Origin of the sequence: Rhodococcus triatomae, from assembly GCF_014217785.1 — a bacterium.
GTDB classification, from domain to species: domain Bacteria; phylum Actinomycetota; class Actinomycetes; order Mycobacteriales; family Mycobacteriaceae; genus Rhodococcus_F; species Rhodococcus_F triatomae.
In genome coordinates, this window is record NZ_CP048814.1 from 441,951 (window position 1) to 461,992 (window position 20,042).

Below are 20,042 nucleotides of genomic sequence, written 5' to 3' on the forward strand. Positions count from 1 at the left end.
TACGGTGGAACCATGGACGCACTGACGACGATGCTCGCCGAGGTTCGCTCGGCGGGCGCGCTCTTCGGCCGGAACATCATGGGCAGCCCCTGGGCGATCCGCTTCGAGGACGGGGCGGCATTGACCCTGGTGACCATGCTGCGCGGAGCCGGATGGATAGTGCCGGACAACGGAACCCCGGTCCGCCTGGAGAACCGGGACCGGGCGATCGTCTCCGGTACCGCGCCCTTCACCGTGACCGACGACATCACCGTCTCCACGCCGCCCCTCTACGTCCTGCACAGCCCCGATCGGTGCACCACCTCGTCCGGAGAGGTGGTCGACCCGGACGAGCTGAACCTCGGGATACGTACCTGCGGAACCCGACTCGACGGCGACGACGTCCTCCTCACCGGCACCTACTACGTCCACGGCGAGGTCTCCGGGCACCTGCTGGGATCGTTGCCGCCCGTCCTCGTCGTGCCGCACGAGTACTCCGCATCGGCGCATCTGGACCTCACCGAGGCCGAGATCGCCCGCGACGATCCGGGACAGCAGGCCGTGCTCGACCGGCTCCTCGATCTCCTCCTCATCGCCACCCTGCGCGATTGGTTCGCCGGTCCCGACGGCTCTCCGCCGCCGTGGTACCAAGCGATCTCCGACCCCACCGTCGGAGCCGCGCTCCGAGCGATCCATGCCCACCCCGAACGTCCCTGGACTGTGCACTCCCTCGCCCGAGAGGCACAGATTTCGCGCGCCGCCCTCGCCCGCCGGTTCACCGAGCTCCTCGGTGAACCGCCCATCGCCTACCTGACCACGTGGCGGCTCAGCCTCGCCGCCGACCTGCTCCGGCGAACGGACTCGACCGTCGACACCATCGCCAGGCGGGTCGGCTACTCCACCTCCTATGCGCTGAGCGCCGCATTCACCCGACACTTCGGTGTCCGGCCCACCGAACACCGATCACGGGCCCACCTCGCGTCCCCGGTGCACGAACGACATCGACCCGGTCCGGTCGGCGTCCACTGAGCGCCCGCCCGCATCACCAGCGAACCTCGCTGTACAACCAGGTACCCAACATGCGCGAGGTCATCGCGATGACGGCGTCACGCTCCTCGGGATCCACATCCCTCGCCGACGCCCGCAGCACCCCGGCAAAGCCGGTGTTGATGAGCACCGAGGTCATCGTCTCCAGCGTGGCGTGGTCGACTGGGCCGATCAGTTGGATGATGATCACCTTGAACAGCATGCGCAGTCGTGACTCCAGTTCCGGGAGCCCACTGCTGTAGAACTGCACTTCTCCGACCAGCGCTTCGATCAGGGCCGCATTGTCGACCAGGACATCGAGGGACACGGCGAGCGTCGCCGATACCACCTCGGTCGCCGAGTCCACGCTCACCAGACCGGTCATTCCGGGGACGCCCGGAGTCAGGTCGGCGAAGGCGCTCTCCACCTGCCTGATCACCCGATCGAGCAACTCCGAGACGATCTCGGAGCGATCGTTGAAGTATCGATACAGTGTGCCGATACTGATCCCGGCGGTGGTCGCGATCCGGTTCGTCGAGGTGTCGGCGACACCGCGCTCCCCGAACAACCGCGTGGCCGTCTCCAGGATCAGCTCCCGCGTCGCCACGGCACGTGCCTGCGTCGGGCGCTTTCGTCGCGCCGCGGCCTTCTGCGTCTTCTGCGTCAAGAGAGCCCTCCTCTCCGATGACCTCGCCGAAGATGAGCGACACTCATCTTAATGCCAGACGCTACACCGCCGCCCCGGCCCGGCAGCGCGGATCTGGACGTGTTCTTCGAACGGGCCGGATGCGAGCTGACAGGTCAGCAGATCTGCGAATTCTTCCACCTCTCGATCTCACGCCCCATCTCGGTCGCCGGCGGCTCGTGATAGAGCCACTCCGAGGCGAGGGTGTGCCAGTTCGCCGTCGCCTCCAACTGCCCGAGGACACCGAGCGTGAACAGGACGGTACGGCGGGAGAAGACGTGCTCGGGCGGCAACAGCTGATGACGCATTTCCTGATGCTGAGCCATCCGTGGATCGACGGCGAGAAACAGCGCGCTGGTGGACATTTCGGTGGTGATGGTCATCGGCTCGTCCACCAGATGCCAGCCTTCCACGGCCAGCACGTAATCCATGCAATCGCTCGGGGAAACCCCCGCGTCGGGATCGACGATGCCTCGACGAACCCACATGTCGAAGATGTCCTGTGCCCGACCCTCCCCCGCGGCCCTGATCACCGATCGCTCGAGCTCCACATCGACCGGGTCGATGCGGTTGAACAAGCCGAAATCGACGAATCCGAGCGTACCGTCCCGGCCGAGCAAAATGTTGCCGCGGTGCGGGTCACCGCAATACTCGTTGTCCGCGAACAGCGCGCTGATGTAGAAGCGATAGATGAGTTCGCCGATCCGATCACGGTCGGCCCCGGGCAGTTCCCGCATCCGGTCGAACTGCTCGCCGTCGAACAGTTCGGTGACCAGGACGTGCCGACCACAGAACTCGGCGACAATTCCGGGAACGATGATGAACGGGTGGCCGCGAAAACGCGACGACACTCGGTGCTGAGTCGCGGCCTCGCGCTCGTAGTCGAGCTCTCTACCCAGGTTCTCGACGATCTCCCCGATGACCGATTGATCCGCAGCGCTGGGCAAGACATTCTTCAAGAACCGGCTGAAGAACATCAGATTCCGCATATCCGCCGCGACAGCCTCGTCGACACCGGGATACTTCACCTTCACCGCGACCCGGCGGCCGTCGTGCAACCGAGCTCGATACACCTGGCCGATGGAGGCCGCGGCGATCGGGGTCTCGTCGAATTCCGCGAACACTCGCGCCATCGGACCGAGGTCGGTTTCGATCACCGTCCGCATCTGCGCGAACGCGACCGTCGGCGCGCGATCACAGAGTTCGACGAGCTTGCCCCTGAACAGGTCCCGATGCGCCTCGGGTACCAGATCCAGATCTACCGCCGACAACATCTGGCCCAGCTTCATCGCCGCGCCCTTCATCTCTCCCAGAACGGTGACGAGTTGCTGCGCCGCAACCATCGTCGATCGTTCGGTCAATCGTCGACGGACCTCCTCCGTGCGACCGAGGACCGACAGCTTCGTCGCCATACCGCGCGTGACCTGCCCCGCAACCAGACCGCCGACTCGTGCACCTCTGGCGAATCGACCCTTCGGTACACGAGCCCCCATCGTTCGAACCTCCCTCACGAGCCGATCGGAACTGCATGTTGCGCGACTCCGGACAACCGAGCTGCACATCGCCGTCTTCCACGAGCGTAGACATCGAATCCGCGGCGGCCAACCGTGCATCCGCAGGACACGTGGGCGATCAGGCCCTTCTCCTGCCGGCTCGTCGAACGGGCCGCGTGCCCGCCTCGCGCCGAACGGCCGATGCCGGTGACGCCTGGTGACTGCGTGCGATGATCGCCGAACGCAATTGCCACATACCCGAGGACTGCGCGGGGTCGAGTCCGGTGAGTGCGGCGATACGACGAAGTCGGTAGTCCACGGTATTGGTGTGGATGTACATCAGCCGGGCGGTGCGTTGGCGATTCATGTTGTTGGAGATATGAATCCGCAGAGTCTCGTACAGTTCCGGATGGCCGTCCAGCGGCGCCAGGAGTTCGCCGAGCCGGTTGCGGGCCGGGCCCGGCCGAGTGAGCTGGTACTCCAGGGCCAGTTCGTCGAATCGGTAGAGCTTCGGCGTGCACTCGAGCCGTTCGACCATGTCGAGCAATTCGTGGGCGCGTCGGGCTGCGGCGGAGAGGTCGACGGTCGCCGCGACGACCAGTGCGGCCGTGATCTCGACACGAGCTGCGGCCGAGAGGGATTCGATGAGCGCATCGAGTTCGGTGTCGTCCATCAGGTCGGTCGGCACGAGAACGGTTCCGCCGTCGACCGACAGCAGCGAGAGGACCCATTCGCCACAGTGGTGAGCCAGCGCCGCCTGCACGCGGCGCAGTTTGCGCCGCGCCACGACGGAGCCGTCGAGACGCTCGTGATGTTCGTCGGGGTGGGACGGGATCGACAGCGCCAGTACCGAATACTCGTCGGCAACGGAGATTCCGCACTCGCGGGCCATCGTCGATGTCGATCGACCGGCCAGGAGGGCGGTGGGGAGGGTGTGCACCGCCGTGTGGTGTTCTCCGGCGACCTCACGCTGTTCTTTCAGGTAGGAACGGGTCACGGTGGTACACATCAGATCCGAGACCGACAGAATCGTCCGGAATCCGTCGATCATGGTTTGGCGGTCGTGGGACGTAGCCGGTGCATAGACCAGGTCCATGCTCACCCGCACTCCCTCGTGGAAGGCGCGCAGGATCGGATCGATCGGCACCCCTTCGTGCGCCCACCCGGCCGCAGCGATCGAGAGCCGGTTCAGCTTGTCGGTCACGTCACGACCGTCGATGACACCGCCCACGATCTCCAGGCACATCCGGGTCACCGCGGTGACATCACCGGCGATCGCGTCACCCGGCAGGGTTCGGCAGGTCGCCACGTTCGCGACGAAATGCTCGACCAGTTGGTTGGTCAGGTTTCCCACGTCGCGCAGTGGGCTCCACATCGGTGCCTGTTCGAGCTGGATCGTCATCGTCGACTCCCATCGGGTGTGTCGCCCGCAACGCCGAGCAGGTGTCGTGGCGACGGTTCCTTCTTCCGCTGCGCGAAACGGGAAGGCCAGTGTTCGACGCTGTCGCGGCAATACACTCGCCACCTTCGGTGCGATGGCTCACACTGCGAAGTGTTCGCGTGGCCATCACTGTAGAGTGAGCGACTGCTCACCTTCTACTCTACTTTCCGCCGCTGTTTCCGACCCGATTCCAGCGCTGTGAACTGCGGCAACGTCGATGGAGGCCGATCGACGCGGTGGTTCGCTCACCCGCGATGATGAGAACCGCTCACTATTCGGACCCTCGCCGCGGCACCACCCTCACAGGGTGCGCATGGCCTCGTGCTGGATGCACAGCACCTTCCCCACCGGGAGTCCGAGTACGGCTGCGGTGTCACGAACGGACAACCCGTCGATCACCCGCAGGGTGATGACCTCCCGGGAATCGGGATCGAGCCTGCCCAGCGGGCCCGCCACCCTCCCCTGCGGCACATCCTCGATCTCGGCGAGAGATCGACCGAGGACGCGGTACACCTCCCGCACCACGTGCCGGTGTTCGGCGATTCTCGGCAGCTCACGGACTACGTCCAGGCACACCTGGTGCGCGGCACGGTCGGCGGCGCGGGCTCGGCAGTAGCGGACCACGTGGGGCCACAGAATGGCTATCCCCTCCTCCACGGATTGCCTCCTACCGTCGGTGGCAGCCTCGACGGCGGACAGCATTCGCCCCTCGAGAACACTCATGTCACGACCCCGATCCCCGTGCAGTCGGCTCGACTCGCCTGTCACCACAGATCATTCAACGGACTGCCGGGCAGCACATCGGGGAGAAGACCTATTTCCACCCCGAATCCGTCGTTCCCACGGATGACTCCCCCCGGTACCGACGGAGGAGGAACGCTCGTCAGGATTCGAGGTCGATCCCGGGCAGCCCGGCGAGGTCCGACGAGCTCAGAACCGCGTCCAGTGCGACGGGTCGCGTCGGCGGATTCTCGGCAGCCCTCGTCGCGGCGAGCGCGGTGACCAGCGCGGTGGCACGGGATTGTCCGATACCGCTCGCACGACGGGCCTCGCCGGTACGCCGGTTCATTGCGACAATCTCCCAGTTGCTGCTCCCGAACGCGGGAGTGCGCCGAACGAGCCCACCCAATCGCGGTGCGTGGCCGACCAATTCGAGGGCATAGGTGGCAACCGGACTGGTCAGTGCCAGCCAGCTCCGCACGCGCAGACCCCGTTCGCCGCCGACGAGTGCCTGGTCAGGGAAATCTGCGCGCAGGTAACGGCGGCGGCCACGGGGTCCGTCGAAGTGGCGATGCTCGCGGAAGTTGTCCACGGGACCGTCACCGGCGGTGTCCGCGATCGGGGCTCCGAGCAGCCCGGCTGTCCACTCCACCGCCTGTGCCCCGTGCTTCTCCCCGGAGCCGAGGGTGACCGCCACGTCCACCTCGTCGGCGGCGCGGGAGTCGAGCTCGGCGAGGAGCACGGTGCTCACCCCCGGCGCGATCCCGGCACCCAGCACGATCGGAGCTTTCGGCGATCTGGACGCGAGTGCTGCCAGGTAGGAGCCGGTGGCGCTGATGTCCACCAACACCGCGTTCCCGGCCACCTCACCGAGCGAGGTGTTCTCCACCCCCGAGGCGTTGACGATCACGTCGTGCTCGCGCGCCGCCCGGGTCAGTTCCCGGAGATCGCCCGCACCGAGATCGAGGGCGATCCCGCCCGCGGGGGCCCGGCGCCCGGCGGGAGTCACGTGATGCCCCCGGTCCCGCAGGGTCGAGACGACCGTGGATCCCACGGCACCTCGGGCACCGATCACCAGCACACTGATCATGAACGAAACTGTACGAGATAAGGCGGCGGTGACGCAGCATGTTCACAGGCCGAGCTTCTCCAACTCGGTGACGTAGGCATCCTCGATGTCGTCTCGGTCACGGGAGGTGTCCTGCCACATCGCACCGAGACGGGCACGCACATCGTCCGGAAGGCTCTCGTATCGTTCGCGCCAGACCTCGGCGTTCTCCGTCCAGTAGCCGACGACCTTGTACGCCGTCGAGGCCAACCCGAGTGTGTGGCGCAGGTGGCGCCGCACCCCTCGCGTGGCCTTCGTTTCGCCGGCCACCCAGATGTACCCCGGCCCGTCCGGCAACTCGGCCGCTCGCACGATCTCCTCGATCCTCGTGGGGCCGCGTCCGTTGCCGCCGTGCACCCAGTGCAGTTCGACGGCGGAAGGGAGCGCGACATCCAACTCGTCGTCCGCGGAGGCAACCTCGAGCACGACCCGGGTGCGTACGCCCTCCGGGGTGTTCTCGGCGAGGCGAACGGCCGCGGGCAGACCCGTGGCGTCCGCGACGAGGAGTTGCCACTGCATGCCCGCGGGGGGCGCATACAGCCCCTTGGGCGTGTTCACCCCCACGACGTCGCCGGGTGTCGCCGCGACGGCCCACGCCGCGGCGACGCCTCCGTCGTGGACGACGAAGTCGATCGACAGTTCACGCGAGACCTCGTCCCAGGCACGCACCGTGTACGTGCGCATCGGCGCCGCTGCGACTCCCTCCGGGTACTCCCAGCCGGCCTCGGTGGGCCGGGGCAGGATCGGCTCACGGTGCTGCTCGTCGGGAAAGAAGATCCGGAGATACTCGTCGCCGACGCCGGTGGAGGCGAATCCCTCGAGACCCTCGCCACCGAACACGACTCGGACCATGCCCGGGCCGAGGTGTTCGACCCGCTGGACGACGAGGCGATGGATGAGATCGACGCTCATCCGAGGAGCGCCTGTTCGACGAGAGTCAGGAACGCGTCCTGGCCGCTGGGCGACCCGAAGACGATCTCCGTGTCGAACCCGTGGATCTCCTCGTCCTGCACGAATGTCAGCGCTGCCCACAGCGGGTTCTGCCGCAGATTCGCGTCCTCCTCGATCGCGATGGGCTGACCCTGCTGCTGGGCGGTGAAGACGACGTCGATGTCCGCCAGCCGGTCGAGTTGCTCCGGGCTCAACGGCACGGCGTCCCCGCTGGGCACGCCGTTCTCGTCGGCATTCGTCAGAGGTGCCATCCGCAGGCCGAGATCGGCGAAGACGAGGCAGGGCACTCCGCGGCACTGTGCGGTGGCCTGGCCCTCGTACCAGGCGATGTCGGCGACGACGGGGTCGATCCCGGCCTCGTCCAGACGTCCACGGATGTCGGCCACCCGTGCGTCGTAGGCGTCGACCCACTCCTGCCACTGGCTTTCGCGGCCGAGATCCCGGGCCGCCCGCTCGGCGCTGTCGCGCCAGTCGCTGCCGTCGAAGGCGTTGTAGGTGTACGTCGGCGCGATCTGCTGCAACTGCCCGTCGAGGCCTTCCTCGTAGCCGAGGCCGTTGAGGATGAAGTCGGGTTCCGCCGCGACCACGGCTTCGAGGTTGTACTCGGGGAAGTTGCCGAAGGTTGTCACCCCGGCGAGCTCTTCCTGGGGGAAGAACTCGGGGTACGAGGAGTACGTGTCGCGAATCGGCTGCGCGCCTGCGAGGTCGAAGCCGAGCGTGACGAGCAGGTCGACGTCGGTCGTGTAGAAGCCGAGAGCGGCCTGGGGCTCGGCCGGCATCTCGATCTCGGCGCCCACCGGCGTGGTGACGTCGATCGTCTCGCTTCCCGCCTGGTCACCGTCCTCCTGAGGACCCGAGCACGAGGCGAGAAGCACACTGACCGCCGCGACGGCGAGTAGGGGCAGAGATTTCGAACGCATAGTTGTGTCTTCCGTTGCCGTAGGGGGACGCAGCACCTCACATGGAGGGTTGCCTTACCTACTATGCCCTGGCCGATTATCGCAAGCCGGACAAAGAATGTCGCAGAGAAGCCAACTTGTCCTGTCCACGGTCGTGACCGGAGGCGAACTCCCCGGGCGTGAGACCGATCTCCCGCCGGAACGCCTGCACGAATGCGCTCGGAGTCGCATACCCCACGCGGCGAGCGACACCGGAGACACTCTGACCGGCCGCCAGCCACTCGACAGCCCGCCTCATGCGCGCGCGAGTGCGCCACTGCGCGAAGCTCAGACCCGTGTCGGCGCTGAAGAGACGAGAGAGGTTCCGCGGACTCGAGCCCACGACGCGACCCCACTCGTCGATCGCGCGGTTGTCCGCCGGGTCGGCGAGGATCGCCTCCGCGACGGCGCGGGTTCGGCCATCCGAGGGGAAGGGCAGGTCCACCGTGGCGATCTCGACCGGCTCGAGGAGGTCGAAAGCGAGTTCCTCGGCATGTATCCGCGAAGCCGCAGCGAGGACCGGGTTCGCTTCGAGGCGCTCGAGGACTGCCCGCACGACCTCCGGCAGGAAGACGGCCGTCACCGTGGGCGCGACGGCGGTGACCTCGACGACGACGAAAGTGCACCGGAAGGCTGTCCCCGCGGCTGCGACCACGCGGTGCCGGACACCGGCAGGAATCCACAGTCCCAACCCGCTCGGGATGGCGAAGTACCCCTCATCGGTCTCGACCGTGAGCGCACCTTTGCACCCCCACACCAGCTCGTGATACGTCGCATGCGCATGCGGCTCCCACTCGACACGATGGGGCACCGTGAATTCGTTCGTGCCGATGCGCCACTCCGAACGATCCGGTCCGCCCTGCGACATCGGCCGGCCCCCTGTCGCTACTCGCACGAGGGCCGACGGTAGCAGCCGAATCGTGCCCGAGGCCGGCGCTCCCGGCCCGACGAGCCTAGTGAGTCAGCACGACCTTGACGGCGACGACGAGGAGGGCGACGACACCCAGACCGATCGCGGCGACGGTGGTTCCGGGCGTGGGTGGCCTGCCCTGGATCCTGCGCACCACCCAGACGATCGAGCAGATGCGCGCCAGCACGGTGATCTCGGCGAGTATCTGCGCGGTACGCGGCTCCAGCCACCCGATCCACGCCAGCGCCAGGATCGCGCAGGGCAGCGCCGCAGCCGAGAAGATCGGCAACGAATCCCGGAGTTCGGCGATCCTCCCGGCCCTGCCGAGCTCACGGCCCGTCCGCACCGACTGGGCCACAGCCTCACCGAAGACGTGCGCGATGAACGTCGACAACGAGGTTCCCGCGACGATCGCGATACCGAGGTACTCGGGCGTGGTCACCAGCGGAACCAGTGCCGCGAGAACCAGGATGTTGCCGTAGACGTACGCGCTGATTCTGCGGCCGGCCGATTCGGTGTCGACCACGATCCCTCCTCCGCCTCGTCTCGGGTCGGTGTCGACTCTAGATCCACCCCTGGGTCACCGACGACGATTCATCTCTCCCGAGGCGACGCACCTCGTGCCTGTGTGACGAGCCGCACCGGCGGTGGCCCCGGGCGGTCGCCCGACCAGCGGCTACGGCCACGCAACCACGCCCGCGTCCCACCCCACCCGCCGACCGGCCTATAGTCCCGTTTGTAAACGATTTGTTAACTGACGAGACGAGGTATGCGGGTGAACGCGCGCGATCGGGTGACGGCGATCTACGAGCAGGTGCGTGCTCGGAACGCCGGCGAGCCGGAGTTCCACCAGGCCGCGGCCGAGGTGTTCGAGTCGCTCCAGGTCGTGCTCGAGCGCCGTCCCGAGTACGCCGAGTCGGGGCTCCTCGAGCGCCTCTTCGAACCCGAGCGGCAGATCATCTTCCGCGTGCCCTGGGTGGACGACGACGGCCACGTGCACGTCAACCGGGGCTTCCGGGTGCAGTACAACAGCGCACTCGGCCCCTACAAGGGCGGCCTGCGCTTCCACCCGAGCGTCAACCTCGGCATCGTGAAGTTCCTCGGATTCGAGCAGATCTTCAAGAACTCGCTCACCGGCCTGCCGATCGGCGGCGGCAAGGGCGGATCGGACTTCGACCCCAAGGGCCGCACCGACGCCGAGGTGATGCGCTTCTGTCAGTCCTTCATGACCGAACTGCACCGGCACCTGGGTGAGTACACGGACGTCCCGGCCGGGGACATCGGCGTCGGTGGCCGCGAGATCGGCTACCTGTTCGGCCAGTACAAGAGACTGACCAACGTCTACGAATCCGGCGTGCTCACCGGCAAGGGGCTCACCTGGGGAGGCTCGCAGGTACGCCGCGAGGCCACCGGGTACGGCGTCGCCTACTTCGTCGCCGAGATGGCGAAGGCAGTGGGCCGCGACCTCGACGGCACCACCGCCGTCGTCTCCGGCTCGGGCAACGTCGCGATCTATGCGATCGAGAAGATCGCGCAACTCGGCGGCACCGTCGTGGCGTGCTCCGACTCGGCCGGCTACATCGTCGACGAGAAGGGCATCGACCTCGATCTCGTCAAGGAGATCAAGGAACAGCGGCGGGGCCGGATCTCCGAGTACGCCGACGTGGTCTCCCACGCCCGCTTCGTCAGCGGGGGCTCGGTGTGGGAGGTGCCGTGCGATGTGGCACTGCCCTGCGCGACCCAGAACGAACTGGACGAGGACGCGGCACGCGCCCTGGTGAAGGGTGGCGTCCGCGTCGTGGCCGAGGGCGCGAACATGCCGACCACTCCCGAGGCGATCAAGGTGCTCCGCGAGGCGAAGGTCGCCTTCGCCCCCGGCAAGGCCGCGAACGCCGGTGGCGTCGCCACGTCCGCGCTCGAGATGCAGCAGAACGCCTCTCGCGACTCGTGGAGCTTCGAGTACACCGACGAACGCCTGGCGGGAATCATGGCCGGCATCCACGAACGCACCGTGGCGACCGCCGAGGAGTACGGGCTGCCGGGCGACTACGTGCACGGCGCCAACATCGCCGGGTTCGTCAAGGTCGCGGACGCGATGAACGCGCTCGGCGTCATCTGACGGCGGCTCGACACGACGGCCTCTCGACACGACGGAAGGGCTGGGAAGCTGTTGCTTCCCAGCCCTTCCGTCTCGGTGCGTGTTCTCGTGCCGGTCGGTCAGTCGCGTGGAGCCGACGTGCCGGGACCGTCCTCGTCGATCTCCACCTCGGTGACCTCGACGTCGACGTCGACGATCTCGCCCTCCTGCTCGTCCTCGCGAGCCCGCTTCGCGGCCTCGCGCATCTCGATGCCGTCGGACACCCAGTCCCCGATCTCGCGGGTGACATCACGGACTGCGCCGGCGATGATCGTCGCGATCTGACCGACGTGCGTCGCCGCCGACTCGGTCAACTCCTGGACGGTGTCCTTGCGTCGTTCGAACTTCCCCACCATGGTCGAACACCTCTCAGGATCGAACGGCTCTCAGGCTGCGGTCTTCTGACGCTCGACGATAACACCGGGTGCAGGCGTGCTCCCGGTCCAGCCGTTCGGCAGTGCCAGCTTGAAGATCTTCCCCCACACCGAACCGATCTGCCGGAAGAACCCTCCGGTGTTGTAGGGCAGACCGTGCTTCTCGCAGAGTTCGCGCACCGCCGGCGCCATCTCCGGGTAGCGGTGGGCCGGCAGGTCCGGGAACAGGTGGTGCTCGATCTGGTGCGAGAGGTTGCCGGACATGATGTGGAACAGCGGGCTTCCCTCGATGTTGGCGCTGCCCAGCATCTGCCGGACGTACCACTCGCCGCGGGTCTCCTCTGCCGTCTCCTCCTCGGTGAACGTCTGGACGCCCGTCGGGAAGTGGCCGCAGAAGATGATCGAGTACGCCCACACGTTGCGGATCAGGTTGGCGCCGGCGTTGCCGACCAGGGTGGAGACGAACAGCGGCCCGGTCAGTGCCGGGAACACGACGTAGTCCTTGAGGACCTGGCGTCCGGCCTTGCGCCACCATCCCTGCAGGAGGGGCTTGACGTCGTGCCACTTGCGCTTGCCCTGCACGACGTTCTCGGCCTCGAGATCGTGCATCATCACGCCCCACTCGAAGAAGAGCATCAGTCCGAACGCCCACACCGGGTTGCCCAGGTAGTAGGGATTCCACTTCTGCCCCTCGTCCATGCGGAGGATGCCGTACCCGATGTCCCGGTCGCGGCCGACGATGTTGGTGTACGTGTGATGCATGTAGTTGTGCGAGTGTCGCCACTGATCGGCCGGGCACACCGTGTCCCACTCGAACTCGCGGGAGTTGAGCTCGGGTTCACGCATCCAGTCGTACTGACCGTGCATGACGTTGTGACCGATCTCCATGTTGTCGAGGATCTTCGAGACACCGAGGGCACCGACTCCGGCGATCCAGGCCGGCGGGAAGAACCCGAGGAACAACAGGCCACGCCCGGCGACCTCGAGCCCGCGCTGTGCCTTGATGATCCGGTAGAGGTATTCGCGATCCTCGGTGCCGAGGTCGGCGACGATGCGGTCACGCAGCGCGTCGAGTTCACGGCCGATCTCCTCGACCTGCTGGTGGCTGAGCACCACCGGCTCCTGGTCGTTCGTCTCCGACTTTCCGGAGAGGAACGACGGAACGGGAAGGAACGGGAGCGAGATTCCGAACATGACGGTCTCCAAACCTGGGTGGACGAATATCGATGTGCGGTGGCGGTCAGATGTCGAGTACGACGTCGCCGACGGGAACCGAGACGCAGAGTTGGATGGGCTTGTCCGGCTCGGTGTCCTCCTCCCCGGTGCGCACGTTCTTCGTGCATCCGGAGGTCTTCACCGACGTGCAGGTGAAGCAGATGCCCATGCGGCAGCCGTACTCCGGGGACAGACCCGCGGACTCGGCCTGGTCGAGCAGGGTCGCGCCGGTGTTCTCGGCACGCACGCCGCTCGCCGCGAAGGTCAGCTCTCCCCCGGCCTCGCCGGACCCCACCTGTGCGGGCGCGAACTCCTCGGTGTGCAGCCGATCCTCGATCCCCTCGGCCCGGTAGGCCTCCCGGACGGAGTGCATCAACGGCCCCGGACCACAGAGGTACGTCTCGGCATCGCGGTACCAGGGCGCGACGGCGTCGAGATGATGCGTCCCGAAGAAGCCCCGCAGATGTCCGCCGTCGTCGTCGCCGGTGTAGGCGAGCACCACGTTGACGTTGGGGGCGGCCTCACCCAGTGCCCACAGCTCGTCGAGATAGGGCACGTCGGTGGCGGTAGTCGAATAGTGAACAAACGTAACGTTGCCGGTGTACTTCTCGTCCACGAGCGTGCGCGCCATCGACAGCAGCGGCGTGATGCCGCTGCCGCCACTGACGAGAACGATGCGAGGCGGACGCGGAGTCGGCAGGTGGAATTCGCCCTGGGCCTGGGAGAGCGCGTACACCGCGCCCGGCTCCGCGTGCTCGCGCAGATGACGCGTGACATAGCCGTCGGCCTGCGCCTTGATCGTCAGCTCGATCAGACCCGAACGGGACACCGCCGAGCCTGCCGGGGAGAAGCATCGAGTGTGCCGGACACCGTCGACCACGACGCCGAGCTGCACGAACTGACCTGCTTCGAACCCGCGCCACTGCCTGGTCGGACGCAGCGTCAAGGTGATCGTGTCCGCGGTCCGGCGTTCGGCGCGCACCACCTCGGCCCGTAACTCGCGGGCCGTCACCGACGGTGCGATCAACTCGAGGTAGCGGTCCACGCTGTGCGGCGTGGCCATCGACTCGAGCAGCGACAGCGGCGAGAGCTTCCCGTCGAGGAACGACAGGACCGACGACCTCGATCGCGCTCGCCTGGGCTGGAGCTGAGTCACAGCGGCCTCCTTTTTTCGGTGCACGGTCGTACACTGAATACAGTGTGACAGGAGCCCGGGGGGAGCTGTCAATCGAGATGTGACGGCCGACACAGAGACGAGCGCAGGCGCGAAAATGACCACGCATACACTCACCGAGGTGAGGACTTCGAACACCGCAGGACCGGAGAGCAGGGCCGCCCGCAAGGAACGCACGCGGAAGGCACTGATCGACGGCACCCTCGAACTCCTCGCCGACCGCAGCTTCGCCAGCGTGAGCCTGCGCGAGGTGGCGCGCGCCGCGGACATCGTTCCCACCGCGTTCTACCGGCACTTCGCCTCGCTCGAGGAACTCGGCGTGGTCCTCGTCGAGGAGAGCATGCGGGTGCTGCGGCAGATGCTCCGCGACGCCCGGCGGACCACCACGGCCAAGTCCGCGAGCGACTCGCTGGCCATCCTCGTACGGCAGGTGTCCGCACACGAGGCACAGTTCCGCTTCCTCAGCCGGGAACGCTACGGGGGCGTCCCCGAGGTCCGCCGCGCCATCGCCACCGAGATGCGGATCTTCGCGAGCGAGCTGACGATCGACCTGTCCCGGATGCCGGCGATGGCCGACTGGACCAACGGCGACCTCGAGATGGCCGCGGACCTGATCGTGTCGACCATGTTCTCGGCCGTCGTGGACCTTCTCGAGGCGGGCGCCCCGGGGACCAAGAGCCGCGCGGAGGTGGTCGAGCAGGCCGAACGACAGCTGCGCCTGATCATGCTCGGGATGGCGCAGTGGGCGCCCCGCCACTGACCTCGGCCCGGCACCGACCCGATCCTGCACCGGCCGTTCCGAATACGTTCACGTGCGTTCCCCCGCTGCGGTCTGGACGCGCGCCGTAGTCTCGGTCACATGAGTGCCGCAACCACCACGACCACCGTCGAGCTCGGTGAGCTCACCTTCGACGTCGACATCACTGGCCCCTCCGACGCGCCGACCGTCGTTCTCCTGCACGGCTTCCCGGAGTCGCGCGCGTCGTGGCGACCGGTGACGGAGCTGCTCGTCGCCCAGGGACTGCGTACCGTCGCGCCGGATCAACGCGGCTACTCCCCCGGCGCTCGCCCCGACGGCGTGGACGCGTATCACATCGACCACCTCGTCGCCGATGTCGTCGGAATCCTCGATGCACTCGACCTGCCCACCGCGCACGTCGCCGGGCACGACTGGGGCGCGATCGTCGCCTGGGCGCTCGCTGCGGCACACCCGGATCGAGTGTCCTCGCTGACGACGGCATCGGTGCCCCATCCGGGCGCGTTCGGCTGGGCGTTGCGCAGCGACGCCGATCAGCAGCAGCGTTCGGCGTACATCGACCTGTTCCGCAAGGAGGGCACCGCCGAGCGCGTGCTGCTGAGGAACGAGGCGAACGCGCTGCGCTCGATGTTCGGCACCGCCGTGCCCGGCGAACTCGTCGACGTGCACGTCGAACTGCTCACCCAGCCGGGGGCGCTGACCGCCGCCCTCAACTGGTACCGCGCCATGACCAGGGACATGGACGCGATCGCGGCCGCGTCCGTGCCGACCACCTACGTGTGGAGCACCGAGGACCTCGCGCTCGGGCGGGCGGGAGCCGAGAAGTGCGCGGAGTTCGTGTCGGGCCCCTACCGGTTCGTCGAACTCGACGGCGGCACCCACTGGATCCCCGAGGAGAACCCGCAGGCACTCGCCGAGGCAGTGGCGGCGCAGGTGCGCTCGCAGCCCTGAGCGTCAGGCGCGGGTCGGTTCCGGCTCCGGCGCGCGCACGAACTGCAGTGCGACGAGGCCCAGCACCAGCACCAGCACGAGGCCGAGGATCCCGGCGCGATCGGCGGCGAACAGCCAGGCGAACAGACCGAACAGGGTGGGCGACAGGAACGACACCGCCCGCCCCGTGGTCGCGTAGAGACCGAACAGCTGCCCCTCGCGACCCGGCGGGGTGATACGCGCGAGGAACGTGCGGGACGACGACTGTGCGGGCCCGACGAACAGGCACAACGCCAGCCCGAAGATCCAGAACATCACCGGGCCGGACACCGCGACGAGGACGATGCCCACGACGATCATCGACGCGAGCGACACCGCGATGACCGTCTTGGGCCCGATCCTGTCGTCGTAGCGCCCGGCGACGAGGGCACCGATCGCCGAGATCACGTTGGCGGCCACGCCGAACAACAGAACATCGGCGGCGGCGATGCCGTACACGTTGACGGCCAGCACCGCACCGAACGTGAAGACGCCCGCGAGGCCGTCACGGAAGAGCGCGCTGGCGAGCAGGAACCAGACGGTGCGCCGGTCGGTCGTCCACAGCTCGCGCAGATCGCGCCAGAGCACACGGTAGGACTCGACGAATCCTGCCTTCGCGGCACCGGGGTCGGCCTGGGTGCGCGGCAGTTCGGGGACGGCGATCAGCACCGGGATCGCGAACACCGCGAACCAGACCGCGGCGAGCAGCACGACCATCCGGATGTTCAGGCCCCCGTCCGTGGAGATCCCGAGCAGCCCGCGCTCGTCGCCGTCACCGGAGATGAAACCGAAATAGCAGACGAGCAGCAACACGATTCCACCGAAATAGCCCATCGCCCAACCGAAACCGGATACCCGCCCGATGTTCTCCGGCACCGACACCTGCCGCAGCATCGCGTTGTACGGGACGTTCGCCAGCTCGAAGATCACCGAGCCCGCGGCGAGCAGCACGAGGCCGAGCCACAGGTACTCGTAGGAATCCTCGACGAAGACCATGCCCGCCATGCAGGCCACGGTGGCGAAGGTGAGGATGCCGAGTGCCCGCTTGCGGCGGCCGGTCGCGTCGTACCGCTGGCCGGTGATCGGCGCGAGAACGGCGATGAGGAAGCCTGCGATACCGAGCGACCATCCGAGCCAGGCGCTCGCCGAGATCGAACCCGGCAGGTCGTCTCCCACCGCGTCGGTGAGGTACACGGAGAATACGAAGGTCACGATCACCGCGTTGAACGCGGCCGAACCCCAGTCCCACATCCCCCACGCGAACACCTGTCGCCGCGTCGCCGCCTCACCGATCCCTGCCTGCCCACGCACGTCCGCGCTCATGCCCGGGAGCCTATGTCAGCAACGCCTCCCCGGCCCCTTCCCAGCCCCCCTCCCTGCCCCCTCCCGGTGGGTGAAGGTGGCCTTCGACCGGTCTGTCCGGCCGAAGGCCACCTTCACCCACGGTGCGGGGGGTATGTGCGCCTAGTTGCATAGGCACCTCGTTGCATAGATACTGATTCGTGTGGCACTCGAACACGCGCTCCTCGTCGCCCTCTCCGAACAGGAGGGGTCGGGGTACGAACTCGCCCGCCGCTTCGACAAGTCGATCGGCTTCTTCCACAGTGCGACGCACCAGCAGATCTACCGCGTGCTGCGACGCATGGACGAGGCCGGATGGCTCGTCGGCGAGGCCGTCGCCCAGGACGGCCGTCCGGACAAGAAGGTCTACCGCGTCACCGACGCCGGCCGGGACGAGCTACGTCGATGGATCGCGGAGCCGGGTGAACCCCATCAGCTCCGCAGCGACCTCGGAATCAAGATTCGCGCGGCCTCGTACGGCGACGTCGACGCCGTCTGCCGCGAGGTCACCCGCCACCGCGACACCCATGCCGAGAGGCTCGAGGTGTACCGCATGATCGAGAAACGCGACTTTCCCGCCCCGGACCAGCTCTCCGGGACGGCACTGCACCAGTACCTCGTCCTGCGCGGCGGTGTCCGCGTCGAGGAGGGGTTCGTCGAATGGTGCCAGGAAGTGCTCGACGCACTTCGCCCCGACCGGGCGACGAGCCCCGGTCAGGCACCCGAATCCAGCTAGGCAACCGCGCACAGCCCACGCGCACGCACAGTAAAGGACCTGCCGACCATGACCGACTATCCCCAGCTCCTGTCTCCCCTGGATCTCGGCTTCACCACACTGAAGAACCGAGTGGTGATGGGCTCGATGCACACCGGGCTCGAGGACCGCGCCAAGAACACCGACAAGCTGGCCGCCTACTTCGCAGAACGCGCCCGCGGCGGTGTCGGCCTCATCGTCACCGGTGGATACGCCCCGAACCGCACCGGCTGGCTGCTCCCGTTCGGCGCCAAACTCACCAATCGCTGGGAGGCCCGCCGCCACCGCAAGATCACCGCCGCCGTCCACGCCGAGGGCGGCAAGATCGCGCTGCAGATCCTGCACGCGGGGCGGTACAGCTACCAGCCGTTCAGCGTCAGCGCCTCGTCGATCAAGGCCCCGATCAACCCGTTCCGGCCGCGCCGACTCACCGGACGAGGCGTGCGCTGGCAGATCCGCAACTTCGTGCGGTGCGCCCGCCTGGCGAAGAAGGCCGGGTACGACGGCGTCGAGATCATGGGCGGCGAAGGCTATTTCATCAACCAGTTCCTCAGTGAGCGCACCAACAAGCGTCGCGACGAGTGGGGGGGAAGCCCCGAGAACCGGCGTCGCCTGGCGGTGGAGATCGTCCGCCGCACCAGGGAGGCGGTGGGCAGGAACTTCATCATCGTCTATCGACTCTCGATGGCGGACCTCGTCGAGGGCGGGCAGACGTGGAACGAGATCGTCGCTCTTGCAAAAGAAGTCGAGGAAGCCGGCGCCACCATCATCAACACCGACATCGGCTGGCACGAATCCCGCGTCCCGACCATCGTGACCTCGGTCCCCCGCGCCGCCTTCGCCGACATCACCGGCAAACTCGAGAAGCACGTGAACATCCCGGTGGCTGCGGCGAACCGGATCAACATGCCCGAGGTGGCCGAGGAGATCCTCACCCGAGGGGACGCCCAGCTCATCGCGATGGCCCGCCCGATGCTGGCCGATCCGGACTGGGTCCGCAAGGCCGCCGCCGGTTCCGCCGACGAGATCAACACGTGCATCGCCTGCAACCAGGCGTGCCTCGACCACGCCTTCGGCAACAAGCACGTATCCTGCCTGCTCAACCCGCGCGCGGGACGGGAAACCGAACTGGTTCTGCTGCCCACCCGCCGGTCCAAGGGCCTCGCCGTCGTCGGCGCGGGCCCCGCCGGTCTGGCCGCAGCACTCAACCTCGCGCAGCGGGGGCACGCGGTGACTCTCTACGAGGCCGGACCCGAGATCGGCGGCCAGTTCGGCATCGCCAAACGCATTCCGGGCAAGGAGGAATTCGCCGAGACCATCCGGTACTACACCCGCCAGCTCGAACTCGCCGGTGTCGACGTCCGGCTGAACACGCGAGTCGAGGCCGCCGACCTGATCGGCAGCTTCGACGAGGTGGTCCTCGCCACCGGCGTCACCCCACGCGTGCCGAACATCCCGGGCATCGAGCACCCGTCGGTGCTCACCTACCCCGAGGTGGTCCGCGACGGAAAGCCCGTCGGCAAGACCGTCGCCGTCATCGGCGCCGGCGGGATCGGCGTCGACGTGAGCGAGTTCCTCACTACCGAGAACTCCCCCACCCTCGACCTGAAGGAATGGAAGCAGGAGTGGGGCGTCACCGAGCCGGACGCCGCACCCGGCGCCCTCACCACACCCGTTCCGGAGAAGTCGCCGCGCGAGGTGTACCTGCTACAACGCAAGAAGGGCCGGATCGGCGCCGGGCTCGCCAAGACCACCGGGTGGGTGCATCGGGCGGCGCTGAAGGCCAAGGGCGTGCACGAGCTGTCCGGGGTGAACTACGAGCGCATCGACGACGCCGGGCTGCACATCACCTTCGGTGAGAACCACGAGAAGCCCCGCACGCTGGCGGTGGACACGGTCGTGATCTGCGCCGGCCAGGAATCGGTACGCGACCTGGTGGACGAACTCACCGTCGCGGGGGTCGTCACCCACGTCATCGGCGGCGCGGACGTCGCGGCCGAACTCGATGCGAAACGCGCGATCGAGCAGGGCACCCGGCTGGCGGCGCGGCTGTGAGCCGCTAGTCTGGCT

The 20,042-nt window shown here is 67.5% G+C and carries 19 protein-coding genes; 6 read left to right on the forward strand and 13 right to left on the reverse strand.

The window, feature by feature from the left end:
* Positions 1-12: 12 nt before the first annotated feature.
* Complete coding sequence (locus G4H71_RS02090) at positions 13-1,008, forward strand: AraC family transcriptional regulator (protein WP_072739259.1); 996 nt, start codon at positions 13-15, stop codon at positions 1,006-1,008.
* Positions 1,009-1,021: 13 nt separating this feature from the next.
* Here G4H71_RS02090 and G4H71_RS02095 read toward each other — a convergent pair whose 3' ends face one another.
* The 9 genes from G4H71_RS02095 to G4H71_RS02135 all read right to left on the reverse strand — a co-directional run bounded on the left by G4H71_RS02095 (position 1,022) and on the right by G4H71_RS02135 (position 9,777).
* Positions 1,022-1,672: a TetR/AcrR family transcriptional regulator gene (locus tag G4H71_RS02095; RefSeq protein ID WP_072739257.1), complete on the reverse strand. Its 651-nt coding sequence runs from the start codon at positions 1,670-1,672 to the stop codon at positions 1,022-1,024.
* 134 nt (positions 1,673-1,806) lie between these two features.
* Positions 1,807-3,183: an ABC1 kinase family protein gene (locus G4H71_RS02100; RefSeq protein ID WP_072739255.1), complete on the reverse strand. Its 1,377-nt coding sequence runs from the start codon at positions 3,181-3,183 to the stop codon at positions 1,807-1,809.
* A gap of 139 nt (positions 3,184-3,322) precedes the next feature.
* Positions 3,323-4,585 (reverse strand): PucR family transcriptional regulator, encoded by a 1,263-nt coding sequence (locus G4H71_RS02105; RefSeq protein ID WP_072739253.1) that lies wholly within the window; start codon positions 4,583-4,585, stop codon positions 3,323-3,325.
* Between the two features lie 339 nt (positions 4,586-4,924).
* Positions 4,925-5,347, reverse strand: a complete 423-nt coding sequence (locus G4H71_RS22765) for a sigma factor-like helix-turn-helix DNA-binding protein (RefSeq protein WP_072739252.1) — start codon at positions 5,345-5,347, stop codon at positions 4,925-4,927.
* A gap of 160 nt (positions 5,348-5,507) precedes the next feature.
* Positions 5,508-6,434 carry an NAD-dependent epimerase/dehydratase family protein gene (locus tag G4H71_RS02115; protein WP_072739250.1) on the reverse strand — a complete coding sequence of 309 codons (927 nt, stop codon included), beginning with the start codon at positions 6,432-6,434 and terminating at the stop codon, positions 5,508-5,510.
* A gap of 42 nt (positions 6,435-6,476) precedes the next feature.
* Positions 6,477-7,364 (reverse strand): siderophore-interacting protein, encoded by an 888-nt coding sequence (locus G4H71_RS02120; protein ID WP_072739248.1) that lies wholly within the window; start codon positions 7,362-7,364, stop codon positions 6,477-6,479.
* Positions 7,361-8,323: an ABC transporter substrate-binding protein gene (locus G4H71_RS02125; RefSeq protein ID WP_072739247.1), complete on the reverse strand. Its 963-nt coding sequence runs from the start codon at positions 8,321-8,323 to the stop codon at positions 7,361-7,363. Before G4H71_RS02125 ends, G4H71_RS02120 begins: the two co-directional genes overlap by 4 nt.
* A gap of 76 nt (positions 8,324-8,399) precedes the next feature.
* Positions 8,400-9,152 carry a helix-turn-helix transcriptional regulator gene (locus G4H71_RS02130; RefSeq protein WP_169847180.1) on the reverse strand — a complete coding sequence of 251 codons (753 nt, stop codon included), beginning with the start codon at positions 9,150-9,152 and terminating at the stop codon, positions 8,400-8,402.
* Between the two features lie 142 nt (positions 9,153-9,294).
* Entirely contained in the window at positions 9,295-9,777 is a 483-nt protein-coding gene (locus G4H71_RS02135) for a hypothetical protein (RefSeq protein ID WP_246442626.1), read from the reverse strand.
* A 249-nt stretch (positions 9,778-10,026) separates the two neighbouring features.
* Between G4H71_RS02135 and gdhA the strand changes: the two genes are divergently transcribed.
* A complete protein-coding gene (gene gdhA / locus G4H71_RS02140) occupies positions 10,027-11,370 on the forward strand; it encodes an NADP-specific glutamate dehydrogenase (RefSeq protein ID WP_083342914.1) in 1,344 nt (447 codons plus the stop codon).
* 98 nt (positions 11,371-11,468) lie between these two features.
* On the opposite strand, the gene G4H71_RS02145 is transcribed toward gdhA, so the two are convergent.
* Genes G4H71_RS02145 through G4H71_RS02155 form a run of 3 tightly spaced genes read right to left on the reverse strand, consistent with a single transcriptional unit; the run spans position 11,469 to position 14,040 of the window.
* Positions 11,469-11,744, reverse strand: a complete 276-nt coding sequence (locus G4H71_RS02145; protein ID WP_072739240.1) for a hypothetical protein — start codon at positions 11,742-11,744, stop codon at positions 11,469-11,471.
* Between the two features lie 30 nt (positions 11,745-11,774).
* Positions 11,775-12,956, reverse strand: coding sequence for a fatty acid desaturase family protein (locus G4H71_RS02150; protein ID WP_072739323.1), 1,182 nt, complete (start codon positions 12,954-12,956; stop codon positions 11,775-11,777).
* Between the two features lie 46 nt (positions 12,957-13,002).
* A complete protein-coding gene (locus G4H71_RS02155) occupies positions 13,003-14,040 on the reverse strand; it encodes a ferredoxin reductase (RefSeq protein WP_083342915.1) in 1,038 nt (345 codons plus the stop codon).
* A gap of 208 nt (positions 14,041-14,248) precedes the next feature.
* On the opposite strand from G4H71_RS02155, the gene G4H71_RS02160 reads away from it, so the two are divergent.
* Both G4H71_RS02160 and G4H71_RS02165 read left to right on the forward strand, forming a co-directional pair.
* Positions 14,249-14,911, forward strand: coding sequence for a TetR family transcriptional regulator (locus G4H71_RS02160; RefSeq protein ID WP_072739237.1), 663 nt, complete (start codon positions 14,249-14,251; stop codon positions 14,909-14,911).
* Positions 14,912-15,010: 99 nt separating this feature from the next.
* Entirely contained in the window at positions 15,011-15,859 is an 849-nt protein-coding gene (locus G4H71_RS02165) for an alpha/beta fold hydrolase (protein ID WP_072739236.1), read from the forward strand.
* A gap of 3 nt (positions 15,860-15,862) precedes the next feature.
* Here the strand turns inward: G4H71_RS02165 and G4H71_RS02170 are convergent, their stop codons facing one another.
* Positions 15,863-17,200, reverse strand: a complete 1,338-nt coding sequence (locus G4H71_RS02170; protein WP_072739234.1) for an MFS transporter — start codon at positions 17,198-17,200, stop codon at positions 15,863-15,865.
* Between the two features lie 181 nt (positions 17,201-17,381).
* Here G4H71_RS02170 and G4H71_RS02175 point away from each other — a divergent pair, with 181 nt between their 5' ends.
* Positions 17,382-17,954 carry a PadR family transcriptional regulator gene (locus tag G4H71_RS02175; RefSeq protein ID WP_072739233.1) on the forward strand — a complete coding sequence of 191 codons (573 nt, stop codon included), beginning with the start codon at positions 17,382-17,384 and terminating at the stop codon, positions 17,952-17,954.
* Positions 17,955-18,002: 48 nt separating this feature from the next.
* Complete coding sequence (locus G4H71_RS02180; RefSeq protein WP_072739231.1) at positions 18,003-20,027, forward strand: NADPH-dependent 2,4-dienoyl-CoA reductase; 2,025 nt, start codon at positions 18,003-18,005, stop codon at positions 20,025-20,027.
* Positions 20,028-20,042: the final 15 nt, after the last annotated feature.

Bases quoted from the DNA above. Each gene is read 5' to 3' on its own strand.
- G4H71_RS02090 (WP_072739259.1), top strand. From the start codon at position 13: ATGGACGCACTGACGACGATGCTCGCCGAGGTTCGCTCGGCGGGCGCG.
- G4H71_RS02100 (WP_072739255.1), bottom strand. From the start codon at position 3,183: ATGGGGGCTCGTGTACCGAAGGGTCGATTCGCCAGAGGTGCACGAGTC.
- G4H71_RS02105 (WP_072739253.1), bottom strand. From the start codon at position 4,585: ATGACGATCCAGCTCGAACAGGCACCGATGTGGAGCCCACTGCGCGAC.
- G4H71_RS22765 (WP_072739252.1), bottom strand. From the start codon at position 5,347: ATGAGTGTTCTCGAGGGGCGAATGCTGTCCGCCGTCGAGGCTGCCACC.
- G4H71_RS02115 (WP_072739250.1), bottom strand. From the start codon at position 6,434: ATGATCAGTGTGCTGGTGATCGGTGCCCGAGGTGCCGTGGGATCCACG.
- G4H71_RS02120 (WP_072739248.1), bottom strand. From the start codon at position 7,364: ATGAGCGTCGATCTCATCCATCGCCTCGTCGTCCAGCGGGTCGAACAC.
- G4H71_RS02125 (WP_072739247.1), bottom strand. From the start codon at position 8,323: ATGCGTTCGAAATCTCTGCCCCTACTCGCCGTCGCGGCGGTCAGTGTG.
- G4H71_RS02145 (WP_072739240.1), bottom strand. From the start codon at position 11,744: ATGGTGGGGAAGTTCGAACGACGCAAGGACACCGTCCAGGAGTTGACC.
- G4H71_RS02150 (WP_072739323.1), bottom strand. From the start codon at position 12,956: ATGTTCGGAATCTCGCTCCCGTTCCTTCCCGTTCCGTCGTTCCTCTCC.
- G4H71_RS02155 (WP_083342915.1), bottom strand. From the start codon at position 14,040: ATGGCCACGCCGCACAGCGTGGACCGCTACCTCGAGTTGATCGCACCG.
- G4H71_RS02160 (WP_072739237.1), top strand. From the start codon at position 14,249: ATGACCACGCATACACTCACCGAGGTGAGGACTTCGAACACCGCAGGA.
- G4H71_RS02165 (WP_072739236.1), top strand. From the start codon at position 15,011: ATGAGTGCCGCAACCACCACGACCACCGTCGAGCTCGGTGAGCTCACC.
- G4H71_RS02170 (WP_072739234.1), bottom strand. From the start codon at position 17,200: ATGAGCGCGGACGTGCGTGGGCAGGCAGGGATCGGTGAGGCGGCGACG.
- G4H71_RS02180 (WP_072739231.1), top strand. From the start codon at position 18,003: ATGACCGACTATCCCCAGCTCCTGTCTCCCCTGGATCTCGGCTTCACC.